We start from the raw sequence: 16,088 nt of genomic DNA, 5'->3' as shown, positions 1-16,088 counted from the left end.
ATTGCCTATTTTAAAGCCACGTATTATGGCTTTGCTTTTGTACCACCTGCAATGCTTGTGTCATCACTCGTTACAACAAACTGACCATTCACAATTTTAGGTGGAGTTGCATTCTTCCATTGAATAGATAATCCATTACGATATCGCAAATCAATGGCTGAGATTTTCGTCCACACAGGTTTTAGGTCAGATTGTGCCAAGTGACTTAAACGTTGCAATTTATTCATTGTTTGGTCTTGGTCAACAATAATGCGCAAACCAGAATCAAACTGCATAAACCAAGTCATTCGTTCTGTTAGATATAACTCTTTTAAACGCAAATTAACAGGATGGAATAACTGATTAATTTCATTATAGCGTCGCATCATCATTTTAGACTGGCTTACCGGACCATGTAACAGCGGCAGCTCAGGATGAAGTTTCGGTTCTGCCTCACTAAATACGTCGCCACCATCGCTTAATAAGCGGCCTGTTCCCCAACGGGCAATCGCATGTTTAGGCATGATACGAACACGAATACCATTGGGCCAAGCACGAGATACAACGACTCGGTCGACCCATGAAATTTCTAATGCTTTATCACGAATCTGCTCTAAGTCAGACGTAAAATAATTATCTTTTACAATCGGCTGCACATATTGCATTACTTGCTGAGATTCAACTGGAGTCGTTGAACCCACAACTTCAAGTTTTGCAACAGTTGCATCAGTAATAACCTTATATAGCCCGTAAATTCCGACTGCCAGCACTAAAAAGGCAATAACCAGCAACATCCATCCGCCAGCGTTGGCAAGCTTTTGCTTACGCGTAGGCGGTTTTTCATGAATGGATGTAATTGCCGCACGTTTACGGCGCATGGAAGCCGGAAGTTGTGCCATATTTAAGCTGTACCTTCCAATGTTTGCTCAAGAATTGCAACACACAACGCTTCAAAGCTATAACCAACTGCTTTAGCAGCCTTAGGTACAAGCGAGTGACTTGTCATACCTGGCACAGTATTCACTTCTAAAAGCCAGAAAGTACCTTGCTCATCCTGCATTGCATCAATACGGCCCCAACCTTCTGCGCCTACTGCTTGGAAAGCACGCAAACTTAAAGCTTGTAATTTTTTCTCGTCTGCATCACTTAAACCACAAGGGATACCATACTCGACATCATTGCGTTGATATTTTGCTTCATAGTCATAAAAAGCAACATCTGCAGGTGGTTGCAAACGAATAACAGGTAAAGGCTGACCATTTAAAAATGAAATCGTAAATTCACGACCAGTAATCCATTTTTCTGCCATGACCACTGCATCGTGCTGAGTTGCTTTTTCAATTGCTGCCGCAAAATCTTCTGCTTTCTCAACCTTACTCATGCCTACGCTTGAACCTTCATGCACAGGCTTAATAATGACTGGTAGACCCAATTCCGCAATAACTGAATCGAGGTCAGTTTCTTTGGTAATAATTCGATATGGTGCTGTAGGTAAATCACTACCTTGCCAGATTTGCTTGGTTTTAACTTTATCCATACCAATGGCAGAACCTTGTACACCAGTTCCTGTATATGGAATATTCAACCACTCAAGCACACCTTGGATCTGACCATCTTCACCGCCACGACCATGCAATACAATAAATGCGCGATCATAGTTTACAAGTTCAGTTACACTACGGTCTTGCGGATCAAATGCCTCAGCCTGAACACCTGAACTTAACAAAGCGTCCAAAACTGCCTGACCACTATCTAAAGAAACAGCACGCTCAGCCGATTTTCCACCAAACAACACAGCAACTTTGCCGAATTTTGTAGCATTTGACACGTTTAAATCCTTAACCCGATAATTCAATACTTTTTTGTTTATTTCACATACAAATGGTGCTGTGCAAGTTCTACTGAAATTGCTCCCACGTTACCTGCACCTTGCGTTAATAACAAGTCATTTGGTTGTAACACATTTTGCATGATGTTTTGTAAATTACCGTCAACGGGATCAATCAAAATCGGTTCAACCTGACCACGCAAGCGGATACTACGCGCTAAAGTACGGCTGTCTGCACCAACAATTGGTTTTTCACCAGCAGGGTAAACTTCGAGTAACAATAATTGGTCGACTTGAGATAAAACTTCAATAAAGTCGTCAAAACAATCACGTGTACGAGAGTAACGATGAGGTTGGAAAAGCATCACTAAACGACGATCTGGATGGCTCTGACGAGCTGCTTTAATAGTTGCTTCTACTTCTTTAGGATGATGTCCATAGTCATCGACTAATTTTACATTACCCTCACCAAGCTCAAATTCACCTTGTACTTGGAAGCGACGCCCAACACCACTAAAGCCTTTTAATGCACGACTAATGGCTTCGTCTGAAACACCTTCATCAGTTGCAACACCAATTGCAGCCAAAGCATTTAAAACATTATGCATACCCGGTTGATTGATCGTTAAACGAAGCGGCTCACGTCCTTTACGCAATACCGTAAAGTGCGAACGCATGCCATCTTGCTCTACATCAATCGCACGGATGTCATTATCTTCATTAAAACCATACGTAATAACCGGACGGCCTACGCGTGGTAAAATTTCACGAATGTTCGCATCATCACCGCAAACTACAGCTAAACCATAGAACGGTAAATTATGTAGGAACTGCACAAAAGTATCTTTTAACTTATCAAAGCTACCTTCATAGGTGTCCATATGGTCAGCATCGATATTGGTTACAATCGCTGCCATTGGCTGCAAATAAAGGAATGAGGCATCTGATTCGTCAGCTTCTGCAACAATAAAACGACTTTCACCAAGCGCTGCATTTACACCAGTACTGTTAAGCAAACCACCAATCACATAAGTTGGATCAAGGTTTTCTTCAGCCAACATTGTGGTTAACAAACTTGTTGTTGTGGTTTTACCATGTGTTCCTGCTACCGCAATACCATGACGGTAACGCATAAGTTCACCGAGCATTTCTGCACGACGTACAATCGGAGTACGTTGTTCAATTGCCGCTTTAATTTCCGGATTTTCCGGATCAATAGCAGTTGAAACTACAAGCACATTAGCGTTTTTAATATTTTCTGCTTCGTGTCCGATATAGACCTTAATACCATTTTCTTCTAATTGTTGTGTAGTTTTAGAAGCTTTAATATCTGAACCGGAAATTTTATATCCTTGGTTAGCTAACACCTCAGCAATACCACACATACCTGCTCCGCCAATACCCACAAAATGAATGTGTTTGATACGGCGCATTTCAGGCACTTTAATCAATTTTTTTGCTTGGTTTGCAGCTGTTGTTGGAGACATAGTAAATCCGATTACATTTTTTGAATAAGATCAACCACATGCTGAGTTGCATTTGGTTGGGCATGTTGACGCGCTTTCACTGCCATTTCTGTAAGTAATTGGCGATTCATCAACGTGGTAAACAATTGATTTAAAACTTCTGGTGTCATGGTCGATTGCTGGCAAATTTTTGCAGCACCGACATCGGCCAGAAATTTGGCATTTGCAGTTTGATGATCATCTACCGCAATAGGTAACGGTACAAAAACTGCTGCAACACCAGCGGTTGCAACTTCTGTCACAGTTAAAGCGCCAGCACGGCAAATAATCAGGTCTGCTTCGCTATATGCCTTCGCCATGTCTTCAATAAATGGCAAAACCTGTACTGTTAAATTTGCAGGTGCATCTGCGTACAATGCTTGTGTTGCTTCAACTTGTTGCTGACCACACTGATGAAAAATATTCAGTGGAACCTGCAGTTGCTTTAAAGCTGGGGGTAAACGTTCATTGAGTGCTTTGGCACCTAAAGAACCACCTACAATTAAAATATTTAACGGCTTACCCGCTTGTTCACGCTCATCGTAGCGCCATTTTGGGCTTAATATATCTGTAATTTCGCGGCGCACAGGGTTTCCTGTGGTCACGACTTTGCCACCAGCAGGAAAAGTATTAGGAAATGCTTCGCATACCACTTTAGCTACACGTGATAACTGCGCATTGGTAAAACCGGCAACTGCATTTTGCTCGTGAATGAGAACAGGAATACCTAATAAGCGAGCAGCCAGACCACCCGGTCCTGCAACATAACCACCAAAGCCAGCGACTGCGTCAACTTTGAGCTGTTTCATATAACGCATAGCGCTAAAAGTTGCTTTTAAAATTTTAAAAGGCGCGGCGAGTTTACGGATGACTCCGTTGCCACGTACACCTTGAATATCAATTTGATATATTGGAATATTTTGATCTTTTAATAACCGATTTTCCATACCTGTTGGCGTGGCTAACCATGAAACCTGACAACCTTGGTGTTGAAGTTGTTTGGCTACGGCGAGGGCTGGAAAAACATGTCCACCAGTACCGGCAGCCATCATCATGACATGTTTAGGTTTGCTTTGCTGTGAATCTGTCACGGTCTAATTCTTCAACTCAAAAAACAATGGAAATTGTCATCTATTTTTGTAGCCGTTTATTTTAATCCTAAAGCTTCATTAACGAAAAGCGAATTTCACTCGTTTATAACAGAAAGATGTGCTTTTTTGAAAATATGCCTACAAAGCGCCAGCGTATTTCATATTGTGGTTTTATTAATTGATAAATTTTTAGGTGATTTCCCAATATTCGCTTAGGAAATCACCCAAAGTAGATGATTAAGCAGGACGACCAGCTTCTAATACGTCAAATAGATCATCGGCAATCGATGTACCAAATTGAGCATCAATTTCACGAATACAGGTTGGGCTAGTGACATTAATTTCAGTGACATAATTACCAATCACATCTAAACCTACAAAAACCAAACCTTTTTCGCGTAAGAAAGGCCCAATTTTCGCTGCAATCTGCTTATCATTTTCAGTAAGTGGTCGTGCTTGACCTAAACCACCTGCCGCCAAGTTACCGCGCACTTCACCATTTTGCGGAATACGGGCTAGACAATAAGGAATAGGTTCACCATTCACCATTAGAATTCGTTTATCCCCTTCAACAATTTCAGGAATATAACGCTGTGCCATAATTGGACGCGTACCCAATTCTGTCAGCATTTCTAAGGTAGAACCAATATTTACACCATCTTGGTATAAACGGAAAATTCCCATTCCCCCCATACCATCAAGCGGCTTAACGATCACATCGCCATGTTCTTTAATAAATTCACGAATTAAACTTTGCTGTGATGTCACAAGTGTAGGTACTTGTAGCTCTGGAAACTGCGTTGCAAAGAGTTTTTCATTACAATCACGCAGTGATTGAGGCTTATTAATAATCCATGAACCTTCCCGCTCAGCTTGCTCAAGCACGTAAGTCGTGTAGACAAAATTCATATCAAACGGCGGGTCTTTACGCATGAGTACTACATCATAAGCAGCAATAGATTCTTTTTTCTTTTCGCCAAGCTCATAGTAATGGCTGTAATCTTCAAATACATCTAAAGGAGAGATTAGACCGTAAGCTTTACCTTGATCGATATATAAATCTTGCTGTAATGCATAACCCAATTCATGTCCACGACGGCTCGCCGCCCACAACATTGCCATGGTTGAATCCTTTTTCAGATTTACGGTTTCAATCGGATCCATGACGACAAGTACACGCATGCTCAAGCTCTTCTTAAAATTTAAATTAGCATGAGTATAACTGAGATTTTTCACTGGTTTTTCTTAATTTCAGTAAAACCTTATCGGTTATTTCTTTATCTTGAATTCAGATAAATTCAGTTAAACTAAGGCCATAAAATATTATTTTTTAAAGGCTAAAGATGAAACTTTATCGCTATTTAACTGGCCCCGATGACTCTGCTTTTTGCGCAAGAGTTACTAAAGCGCTCAATCATGGCTGGGAATTATATGGAGCACCAACCATGACCTTTAATGGTACTCAAGTGATTGTGGGCCAAGCCATTTGCAAAACGATTGATGAAAATTATGATCCTGAAATGGATATTTTAGATGTACTTAAAAACAATACTTAACTCTAAGGGTGTTTTTCAATAATGATGCACCCTCTTCAAAATCTCATTTATAAATAAAACTAATACTTACCTTATACTCGCCCTTTAACATAAAAATTATATTTTTAAAATCAATAACTAAAAGCATACCTCGATAATTTCATAGGCAATAGTTCTTTTATTCTAAAAAATTAAATGATTATAATTATCATTTATACTTTTATTTTTGTTAACAGACTTTGTTTTTATGTTAAAAATTTCTATATCTTCTCCCCAAATTAAAAATTCGTTTCCGCTTAGCTTACTCAGCTTAATGATCTTGAATATTCAAGGTGTCTACGCAGAGGAATTAGCTGACTCATCATCAAAAGTTGCAGCAGTCATGCCGACTATAAAAATTGAAGCGATGAGTGAGCTCGACCCGATTAAAAGCTATATCGACTATGACAAAGCCAATGTCACACGTAATGGTTTAGACAAAAAAGATATTCCGCAAACCATTGATACCATTGATGTTCAAAAATATAAAATTTATGGATCAAATGATTTAAGCGTTATGCTGCAAGGTACCCCAGGGGTATCAACCAATTACGATATGCGTGGTGATGGAATTACCATTCGTGGTTTTGGTGCAGACACAGGTGATATTTACCGTGATGGCATACGTGAAAGCGGACAAGTACGTCGCAGTACAGCCAATATCGAACGTATTGAGATTTTAAAAGGCCCCGCCTCTGTTTTATATGGCCGTAGTGCTGGCGGCGGGGTTGTGAATATGGTGAGTAAGTTCGCCAATTTTGACTCTAAAAGTTCAGTTGGTGCATATGCAGGTTCTTACGACAACTATGGAACAACGGCTGACATCAACCAAGTACTTAACGACAATTTAGCAGTACGTTTGACTGGAGAATATGGTGAGTCAGGTAGCTTCCGCTCAGGTATTAAAAACAAAATAGAGATGCTCTCTCCAAGCTTTACCTATAAAAATGACGATGGAACACTCACTTGGACCACACAATATACCTATGACAAATTAAGTCGAGTGCCTGACCGCGGACCAACGCGTGACAATCTACCTACAGGTACATCTATCAAAACAGGATTTGCCCAAGATGGCGATTATGTTGATGATATTTTGCAAGTAGTCCGCACCGATGTGAATTATCAATATGCACCCGATTGGAACTTCCACTGGGCTGCTAGCTACCGCCAAGCAGAACAGAACTTTGACCACTTTTACTTTGGAACTTATTGTGGGTTAGATGGTAAAGATTTAAAAGGTAAAGCATGCATCACTAAAAAAGGCTATATCAATCAAATTTACTACTGGCAACAAACTAGCAATAAGACCACGACCAATACATTTGATATTAAGGGCAAGTTCAAAACAGGCTCGCTTGAGCACCAAATTATGGTCGGTACAGACTGGACCTATGAGCAACGAGAACCACGTCTAGCCAATAAGACTCAAAACGGTTCAGCCATTTATGGTTATGTTAATCTGCTCACTGGTGAACGTGAATATAGCCGAGGTAATGGCCCTCTTTTGATTAGCCAACATAACTACAATGAAGGCACCACTTATGGAGTATTTGTTCAGGATTTAATTGGTCTAAATGACCAACTTAAACTCATGATGGGCCTACGTTATGATTACTTTGACTTTTCAACTACCAATAAACTTAATAATGATCATCGTAATGTAAAAGACAGCAGTTTTAGTCCAAATGTAGGTTTGGTATGGCAACCCGTTCCAGAGCATAGCTTTTATACGTCTTACTCTAAGAGTTTTGCACCATTTGGCGGGCAAATGGGTGTTAACCAAGTTACTGGCAGCACCGATGTCACAAAAATGGATAAAGAGCCTCAATATAACGAGCAATATGAAGTTGGAGTAAAAAGTGAATGGTTAGATAACCGTTTAAATACTCAATTTTCTGTCTTTGATATTCGTAAAAATAATATTCGCTATAAACCAAACCCTGACAGTGAACCAGATGTATGGGCAACTGCGGGTCAGCATCAATCTCGTGGTCTCGAATTTAGCTTTATTGGCCGTGTACTTGATAATGTGTTTGTTCGCGGTGGTTATGGTTATACCGATGCAAAAGTAAAAGAAGACAAGCAAAATCCTGAGCGTGAAGGCAACTATTTAGCAAACACATCTAAGAACACAGGTAATTTATTTGTTCGTTATTTACCAACTGAACAGTGGTATACCGAAGTGGGTGTGACCTATGTCGGGTCTTATTATCCAAATATTAATAATCAAGTAAAAATGGAAGGCTTTAACCGTGTCGATGCAGCGATTGGCTATAGTGCAGCCCCATGGAATGTCACTCTTGCGGTAAATAACCTAACCAATAAAGAGTACTGGCGTTCAGACAGTATGCCAGGCACACCACGTAATGTGTTATTACGTTTAAATTATCAGTTCTAAGTAAAAATAAAAAAGGCATACCCTCCTATTTTAGAGGTATGCCTTTTGTTTTTAATAATAAAAGAGACAAGTTTTTTTATCTTCAATAAATAAAATATTTAATTTTTAGATTATACTTTTTTCATTAAAGATACCAATTAAATCAACAATATGAATAAACAGTTTATTTTAACTTTTTTATTATTTTTTCTATCACTATCAACAGAGGCAAAAATCATTACTCTTTCAATTGATACATATCAAGACTTATCAAAACAACAGCAAAATAGTATTAAAGACAACCTCAACAAAGGATGGATCAGTTATGCTAGAGATGATAAAAAAATTCATTATTTGAGTTATCAACTAATTAAATCTATTTCAGACTCCGTCGTAATAGCTCCAGTTAAAACCACACCAGTTAATCTAGGAAATTTAAATTCTTTAGAGTTATGGCAATTTGACTGCAAAAATAAAAAAATGATGTTGTTGTCCGAAGCGAATTATTCAATTACGAATTCTGAAATATTTTCAATACAAGAAGTAGAGTTTCCACAAGAAGTACCGGCTATTCCTAATTCTATTGCAAATAGAATTCTAGAAATGGCATGTGTTCTGAACTACATAAAAAATCATTAGACATAAAAGGAAGGAGAGGTCAAGTGCTCCTTCCTTTTATATTATGGAAAATTAAATCCCATATTTCTCACGATAAGCTTGCATATTTGCTAGCGCTTCTTTTTCGCCTTTTGCTTCTAAGTAATCCATTAAATCTTTCATGGTAATCAGTGCATGCACAGGAATTTCTAATTCTTTTTGAACTTCTTGAATTGCAGAAAGCTCACCTTGACCACGTTCTTGACGATCTAACGCAACTAAAACACCCGCAATAGTTGCGCCAGCGTTTTTCAAAATCGTTACAACTTCACGAATCGCTGTACCTGCGGTAATTACGTCATCAATAATCCAGACTTTTTTACCTTCAACCGCAGCACCAACTAAAACACCGCCTTCACCATGATCTTTCGCTTCTTTACGGTTAAAGCCCCATGGCACACTCTTATTATGTGTTTGCGACAAAGCAACAGCAGTCGCTGCTACAAATGGGATACCCTTGTATGCTGGTCCAAAAATCACATCAACATTTTCACATTGTGTTAATTTATCGGCATAGCCTTGTGCTAAAAGAGATAAAGCTTCACCATCGTTGAGTAGGCCTGCATTAAAAAAATAAGGACTCACACGTCCAGATTTTAAAGTAAACTCACCAAATTTAAGCACACCGCGTGATAATGCGAGTTCGATAAATGCTTGCGGGTTAAATGACACAGGCGTTGTCATGAGGTGCTCCAAATTCACAATTGAGGTTAAATTTTCGCATGATACCAAAGGATCAGTATCCAAGTGATGTAAAAATTCTTCGAGTCGTTTCCATTAACGTAAATGGCTTACGTTCTTCAGTAACGAAAGGCTTACTTGAATGGTTAGAACAATCCGATGCCGATGTCGTATGCATGCAGGAAAGCCGCATTACCCATGAACAATGGACTGAAAAATTTAGACCCGAAGGATGGCATACCCATCTGTTTCCAGCAGAGCGTGCAGGCTATGCAGGTACTGCAATTTATAGCCGCTTACCCTTCGTTTCTATTAAAGATGGTTTAGGGTTTGAATTGGCCGATAGTCAAGGCCGCTTCATTTCTGCCGAATTCGATTTAGGTTTGTCACATCCCGTACATATTGCATCATTATACTTACCTTCAGGCTCAAGTGGTGAAGAAGCTCAAGCACGTAAAGATTTATTTTTGGGTGAATACGCAAAAATCTTAAAACAATGGCGTGATGAAAATAAGTCCATCATTATTTGTGGCGATTACAATATCGTTCATAAACGAATTGATATTAAAAACTGGTCGGGTAACCAGAAGTCGTCTGGCTGTTTACCACATGAACGTGCATGGCTTGACCATATTTATGATGAACTTGGCTATGTAGACACCTTCCGTGTGGTAAGAACAGAAGCCGAATTGTATTCATGGTGGTCAAATCGCGGTCAAGCGCGTGCGAAAAATGTAGGTTGGCGTATTGACTATCAAGCTTGTTCACCAGACTGGAAAACACGTACAACAAACGCATGGGTCTATAAAGATCAATGGTTTAGTGACCATGCCCCAGTTATTATTGACTATAAAATTCAAGAATAAGTGAACACATGTTCACTTACATTGTCGTTTTTGCTTACAGCACATGTCGTTTTTGAGTATTTTTCTTACACACGTTTAACGGCATTATAGCCCCACGGCACAGGGAAGCAGTCAGGATGACGCGAAAGGATAGGACGCCGTAGGAAGATAAAATAAACTTATGATAAGTTTATTTGCAAGGATGTGACAATGGACGTTGAAATGAGACCCGCATGATCAGGATGATTAAATGCGGGTTTTCTCTTTTCTATCTCTTATTTTTTGCGCTAAGTTCTTTTAGTTTTCTAGATTCTTCTTGTTGGGCTCATTATTACCTCGTCTTATGACAGTAACATGACATTGTTTATTGTTTTAATCATTATTTTTCATTTGTTTTAAAACTATCTGTATAAAGTAGTCCTTAAAAGCATTTTGGGTTAGGCTGTGTGTTCTTTCTTTTTGACATGGTCCGATAAAATGTTAAAAATTTATGGTATTAAAAACTGTAATTCAATGAAAAAAGCATTTGATGCCTTACAAGCAAAAGGTTTGAGCTACGAATTTCACGATTATAAAAAACAAGGAATCGATGCCGACACCCTCAAAATTTGGTTAAAAGAAATAGGACAAGATACTGTTCTCAATAAAAAAGGCACCACGTGGAGAAAACTATCTGAAGAAGAACAAACGCGTGCATTAAGCAGTGAAGATCATCTTATTGAAGCTTTAATTGCTCAACCAAGCTTAATTAAACGACCAGTTCTACAGACGTCTAAAGGTTTTCTGGTCGGTTTTGATGAAACTGCCTATCAAAATCTAAGTGCATAAAAAAACGAGCCATTTGGCTCGTTTTTTTCATTCACAGATTTAGTTCGCACGAATCCATGTTTGGTTACGGCCTAATGCTGACACACCAATATAACCGCGCAATTTAAGCTTTTTACCGCCCTCGGCCAACTCACCTTTTAATTTATAAGTTTTGCCAGATTTAGGGTCTAAAATTGTACCGTTTTCATAACTGGTGCCACCTACATTTTTTAGATTATGTACAATGGTCACACCTTTAAGCGGTTTGTTTTTATACGGCCCTTCACATTTTGTACAGGAGTTTTCTTCACCTGGTGTCAAAATGTTTTGAATGGTTGCAGTTAAGGTTCCATCCTTCTGTTCCGTAAACTTTACTACGGCTTTGGGCTTATTGGTTTGGTCATCAATCGTTTTCCATACCGTTCCATTGAGTGGATCAGCCGCATTTGCAAATGCAGCCATACCAACAAGTCCTAAAGCTAAAGCAATCTTTTTCATTTTTGTAATATCCTTGGGTCTTTCAAGACTTCAGTATTCAAAACTCGCAACGATATTGCAATTTTTGAATGTGACTGTTTCGTGTAACCTTGTAACCTTGAAAAATAAAATTTATAGGGAAACAAGTTATTAACATAAGCGGATACTATATGAATATACCAAACGTTTTAAAATATTATTTAACTGAAACATTTCTAAAAACAGCGATTCGTAAACCAAGTCAGTTGAATTTACCTCCAACCGCCCTGCGTCCGATGCTTGAACAACTTTGCCGAGCATTTCCAAAACAAAAAAACGTAACTGTTCGTCCGATTCGACTTGCTGGTGTAAAGGGTGAAGAGATTAAAGCTCAGGATTCAGCGACGCAGCTTATTTTTCATATTCACGGCGGCGCTTTTTTTCTGGGCAGTGTAAAAACCCATCATGCATTCATGACGGATTTAGCGGCCCGTACTCAAATGCAAATTATTCACGTGGACTATCCTCTTGCTCCTGAGCACCCATACCCTGAAGCGATTGAGGCATTATATGATGTATATCAAGCGTTATTAGTTCAAGGTATTCAGCCCAAAGATATTATTTTATCTGGTGACTCATGCGGGGCCAATTTAGCTTTAGCACTTTGCTTACGCTTAAAAGAACAACCTGAACTGATGCCAAGTGGTTTGATTTTATTGTCTCCCTTTTTAGATTTAACCCTAACCAGTGAATCTTTAAGATTTAACCAAAAACATGATGCCCTACTTTCTTTTGAAGCCCTGCAAATCGGTATTCAACATTATATTGGCAATCATATTGGAGCAGATGACCCGCGTGTTTCACCTATTTTCGATAACTTAGCAGGTTTGCCACCGACTTTAGTACAGGTGGGTTCTAAAGAAATTTTATTAGACGACGCGAAACGCTTTAGAGAAAAAGCTGAAGAAGCAGGTGTCAAAGTACATTTTAAACTTTACACAGGCATGTGGCATAACTTCCAAATGTTTAATGCTTGGTTTGAAGAAGCAAAACAAGCGATGGCAGATATTGCCGAGTTTGCACATGAACTCGACAAAACTTAATTGAAATAAATGAAGTGACAAGTTTTAAATACTTTTCACTTCATTTTTTATAAAAACCCTAATCTTAAGGTTTAATAATTGAATCATGATATGTTTAGGTTATGAATCATTCCAACTCTCCCATTTTAGGATGATCTGAAGAGGAAACATCTCTATTTAGGAGTTCATCTATTATTATGAAAATTCGTTTCATCACTTATTCTATAAATAAAATAAAACAGGTGGTTCTCGAATTCATCCATAACAACCATATTATTAATTGGACGCCATTAGAAAAAAGCGCACTGATGCTTACACTTGCATGTGCAATGAATTTCAGTTGGATTTTATGGAAAGGCTATATCTTAATAACGCCTAGCGTTTGGCAATGGGCAAATTTACCACTCGTAGAGTCACAACTCTGGCTGAATTTATTGACCTTATTTTTATTAGCTTTGCTGATTATTCCTTGTTATCGCTACAAAGACCAAGAAAGGGCTCAAAAAATTGTTCCTTTTGTTAGTGTACAAGTCTTCATGCTTATGCTGTGTCATGATGGATACTTAATTGGTAGTATCAGCCCTGCCACAATGGTTGGATATGTAGGCACCATTGGTGTAGGTCTGGTTTTATTTGAAAGAAAAATTGTTTATAGCGCCTTTATACCAGCAACAATTATTTTAGCAGTATGTACTTATTTAAGTATGAATGGCGTTATTCCCTACGCTCCTTTATTTAACTTCACCATAATTCGACATGCCCAAACCAATCCATTTTGGTTAGGGAGCATGCTATTTTTTATTATGCCGATTTTAGTGGCCTGCCTTATTTTATTTGAAATATTACTGACCCAGTGGCGACAACGAGAAACTTATATTCAGCGCTTAAGCCAAATTGACCCATTAACTAATGTATTAAATAGACGCAGTTTAAATACCCATCTTGAAACACTGCATGAACAAAAATTCGATTATGCTTTAGTCCTTCTCGACATAGACCATTTTAAAAAAATTAATGATGTCTATGGGCATCATCAGGGTGATCAAGTCTTAATTAAAATTGCTCAATGCTTGTCTGAAAACTTGCGTAATGAAGACATTATTGGTCGATTTGGTGGAGAAGAATTTATTTTATTACTCCCTCATACCGATATTACTCAAGCGGAAAAAATTGCAGAGCGTTGCCGAATTGCCTTAGAAGAGCTTTCTATTTTCAACAATCAAAATATTCAGATTCATGTAAGTGCAAGTTTTGGAATTAGTAGTTCCGCTTTTGCAAACGATCCCTACCTCGTCATTCGACAGGCCGATGAAGCACTTTATGCGGTAAAGGCTTCAGGGCGCAATCAAGTGCGCACTTTTCAACAAATACCACATATAGAATCAATTTAACTATTTAGCTTTCGATAAGCTTGCAAGCTGTTGCAAAAGCTCTTGCTGACTAAATGCACCAGTTAAACGTAAAGAACGTATTTCTTGTTGATGCTCATTTAAAAACAGATAAGTTGGTGGCCCTAAAATACTCCACTGCTTGAGTAGAGCCTCATGTGAATGGTCATAATGACTCAAATCAAGCTTAATGAGGTAGTAAGGTGCAAGAGCTGACTGAACTTCTGGTGCTTTTAAAATACGATGCTCAATAGGCTGACAAGCCACACACCAGTCTGCATAGACATCAACGACAATAGCCCGATCAGCAGGCGCTGCCGCTAAAATTTTCTGAAAGTCTGCTGCTGTTGTCGCAATGTGCCATTCAGCCATGTGCTCGGAACTTTGCAAACTGCGATTTTGAATATGCTGATACTGGTTATAGGCAACAAACGGAGTAACCAATAAAAGCAGAAGCGCATAGAGCCACTGTAACTGCCCTTTTTTCCAAAAGAACTGATAAAGCGCGTAAGCAATAAAAGTGAGGCCTAGCAATAAACTAAGCACTTGCATGCCCCAATCTGGCAATAAAGGGCGAATAAAATAAAGACTTAGACCCAACATCAGAAAAGCAAAAATTACTTTAATCTGATGCATCCAGTCGCCAGCTTTAGGTAAAAATCTTGCACCTAAAACACTAGCGATGAGTAAAGGAATCCCCATTCCAAAACCTAAACAAAATAAAAGCAAAGCACCTTGCCATTGGTTTTGGGTTTGAGAAATAAATAGTAAAGTTCCAGCCAAAGGTGCGGTCATACATGGACCAACCAAGAGCGCAGAAACTACACCCATGACTCCTGCACCAAACAAAGTACCACCTTGTTGCATGGACTGAATGCGGTCAAGTCGATTTAACCAAGTTTGCGGTAAACGAATCTCAAATAACCCAAACAGATTTAGGGCAAAAACCACAAATAACAAACTAAACGCGATAAGCGTGGCGGGCTGTTGCAACCAACGTTGGAAATTTAGCCCTGCTGAAGAAGCAATTAAACCTAGACCTGCATAAACCAATGCCATACTACATACAAAAGTAAGTGCAATAGTCCAAGCCTTTAAACCTTTATGCTCTCGAATAATTAATGAAGTTAAAATCGGCAGCATGGGTAAAGAGCATGGTGTAAATGCGAGCAACATGCCTAAGCCTAAAAATAATAAAACACCATACCAAAGCGAGTGTTCAATTAATTTCGCGGACCAAATCTGGTCTTCTGCAATTTGTGGAGTAGTCGCATCTGCTTTAGTTTCTGAACTTGTTTGATTAGTTAGAGTTTCTTGAGACGATGCTTGTGTATTTGCCAAATCTAATAAGCGTTTCGGTGCTGCCCCTGCTTGGTTTTGCACACCAACCAATCCGTCTGCATCGGTTTGAAACTCGATGGTTTGGGGTGGATAACAAATACGGTCTTTGGCACAGCCCTGCCAAGTTACAGTGTAGTGCTCTGAAGGCTTGGTTTTAATCTGGAAATTGATTTGATGATAATAAACCTGACTTTGCCCATAGTTCTCATCATATTGAGAAACTGCCTTAGGCAAATTCAAAGTTAAAGGTTGAGTACCCTGTTGTACGGTAAATTTATGCTGATACAAATAATAGTTCGGCTGAATCTGCCACGATAATTTCGCAGTATGCGATTGTGGCGACTCAACCGAAAATGAAAAAGCCTGTTCTGGTGCAAGTAGCTTATCTTCTGCAAAAACAAACTGACTAAATACCAACGTAGCCGCAGCTAGAAAATAAATAATTCCCTGAGAAAAAAGCTTTTTCATTAACAT

At 38.9% G+C, this 16,088-nt stretch carries 15 protein-coding genes; 7 read left to right on the top strand and 8 right to left on the bottom strand.

The genetic code is table 11. From position 1 onward, the window contains the following. Positions 1-23: 23 nt before the first annotated feature. The 5 genes from ABFY81_RS10815 to gshB all read right to left on the bottom strand — a co-directional run bounded on the left by ABFY81_RS10815 (position 24) and on the right by gshB (position 5,585). Entirely contained in the window at positions 24-878 is an 855-nt protein-coding gene (locus ABFY81_RS10815; protein WP_019458529.1) for a cell division protein FtsQ/DivIB, read from the bottom strand. Between the two features lie 2 nt (positions 879-880). Further along, positions 881-1,807 carry a D-alanine--D-alanine ligase gene (locus ABFY81_RS10810; RefSeq protein ID WP_004704925.1) on the bottom strand — a complete coding sequence of 309 codons (927 nt, stop codon included), beginning with the start codon at positions 1,805-1,807 and terminating at the stop codon, positions 881-883. Positions 1,808-1,845: 38 nt separating this feature from the next. Then, positions 1,846-3,294: a UDP-N-acetylmuramate--L-alanine ligase gene (gene murC, locus ABFY81_RS10805; RefSeq protein WP_004704924.1), complete on the bottom strand. Its 1,449-nt coding sequence runs from the start codon at positions 3,292-3,294 to the stop codon at positions 1,846-1,848. An 11-nt stretch (positions 3,295-3,305) separates the two neighbouring features. Then, entirely contained in the window at positions 3,306-4,403 is a 1,098-nt protein-coding gene (gene murG, locus ABFY81_RS10800) for an undecaprenyldiphospho-muramoylpentapeptide beta-N-acetylglucosaminyltransferase (protein ID WP_347913763.1), read from the bottom strand. A 237-nt stretch (positions 4,404-4,640) separates the two neighbouring features. After that, positions 4,641-5,585, bottom strand: coding sequence for a glutathione synthase (gshB, locus tag ABFY81_RS10795; protein ID WP_347913762.1), 945 nt, complete (start codon positions 5,583-5,585; stop codon positions 4,641-4,643). A 161-nt stretch (positions 5,586-5,746) separates the two neighbouring features. On the opposite strand from gshB, the gene ABFY81_RS10790 reads away from it, so the two are divergent. The 3 genes from ABFY81_RS10790 to ABFY81_RS10780 all read left to right on the top strand — a co-directional run bounded on the left by ABFY81_RS10790 (position 5,747) and on the right by ABFY81_RS10780 (position 8,996). Beyond that, entirely contained in the window at positions 5,747-5,959 is a 213-nt protein-coding gene (locus ABFY81_RS10790; RefSeq protein ID WP_347913761.1) for a DUF1737 domain-containing protein, read from the top strand. A 226-nt stretch (positions 5,960-6,185) separates the two neighbouring features. Further along, positions 6,186-8,378 (top strand): TonB-dependent siderophore receptor, encoded by a 2,193-nt coding sequence (locus tag ABFY81_RS10785; RefSeq protein ID WP_347913760.1) that lies wholly within the window; start codon positions 6,186-6,188, stop codon positions 8,376-8,378. A 150-nt stretch (positions 8,379-8,528) separates the two neighbouring features. Further along, positions 8,529-8,996, top strand: a complete 468-nt coding sequence (locus ABFY81_RS10780; RefSeq protein ID WP_347913759.1) for a surface-adhesin E family protein — start codon at positions 8,529-8,531, stop codon at positions 8,994-8,996. Positions 8,997-9,047: 51 nt separating this feature from the next. On the opposite strand, the gene pyrE is transcribed toward ABFY81_RS10780, so the two are convergent. Next, positions 9,048-9,698, bottom strand: coding sequence for an orotate phosphoribosyltransferase (pyrE, locus tag ABFY81_RS10775; protein WP_005130591.1), 651 nt, complete (start codon positions 9,696-9,698; stop codon positions 9,048-9,050). Between the two features lie 38 nt (positions 9,699-9,736). On the opposite strand from pyrE, the gene ABFY81_RS10770 reads away from it, so the two are divergent. Together ABFY81_RS10770 and ABFY81_RS10765 are read left to right on the top strand one after the other, a co-directional pair. Then, positions 9,737-10,561, top strand: a complete 825-nt coding sequence (locus ABFY81_RS10770) for an exodeoxyribonuclease III (RefSeq protein WP_049066069.1) — start codon at positions 9,737-9,739, stop codon at positions 10,559-10,561. Positions 10,562-11,017: 456 nt separating this feature from the next. Continuing rightward, positions 11,018-11,368: an arsenate reductase gene (locus tag ABFY81_RS10765; RefSeq protein ID WP_100193409.1), complete on the top strand. Its 351-nt coding sequence runs from the start codon at positions 11,018-11,020 to the stop codon at positions 11,366-11,368. 39 nt (positions 11,369-11,407) lie between these two features. Here the strand turns inward: ABFY81_RS10765 and ABFY81_RS10760 are convergent, their stop codons facing one another. Next, positions 11,408-11,845 carry a DUF2147 domain-containing protein gene (locus tag ABFY81_RS10760; protein WP_004704906.1) on the bottom strand — a complete coding sequence of 146 codons (438 nt, stop codon included), beginning with the start codon at positions 11,843-11,845 and terminating at the stop codon, positions 11,408-11,410. Positions 11,846-11,994: 149 nt separating this feature from the next. Here ABFY81_RS10760 and ABFY81_RS10755 point away from each other — a divergent pair, with 149 nt between their 5' ends. Together ABFY81_RS10755 and ABFY81_RS10750 are read left to right on the top strand one after the other, a co-directional pair. Beyond that, positions 11,995-12,906 (top strand): alpha/beta hydrolase, encoded by a 912-nt coding sequence (locus ABFY81_RS10755; protein WP_068935299.1) that lies wholly within the window; start codon positions 11,995-11,997, stop codon positions 12,904-12,906. A 176-nt stretch (positions 12,907-13,082) separates the two neighbouring features. Further along, complete coding sequence (locus tag ABFY81_RS10750) at positions 13,083-14,276, top strand: diguanylate cyclase (RefSeq protein WP_347913758.1); 1,194 nt, start codon at positions 13,083-13,085, stop codon at positions 14,274-14,276. Here the strand turns inward: ABFY81_RS10750 and dsbD are convergent, their stop codons facing one another. Beyond that, positions 14,277-16,088, bottom strand: coding sequence for a protein-disulfide reductase DsbD (gene dsbD / locus ABFY81_RS10745; RefSeq protein ID WP_347913757.1), 1,812 nt, complete (start codon positions 16,086-16,088; stop codon positions 14,277-14,279).

It is taken from the genome of Acinetobacter sp. WA-87 (assembly GCF_039938935.1).
Classification (GTDB): domain Bacteria; phylum Pseudomonadota; class Gammaproteobacteria; order Pseudomonadales; family Moraxellaceae; genus Acinetobacter; species Acinetobacter seifertii.
Note: the sequence above shows the minus strand (reverse complement) of the source record. Positions and strands in the feature narration are given on the sequence as shown.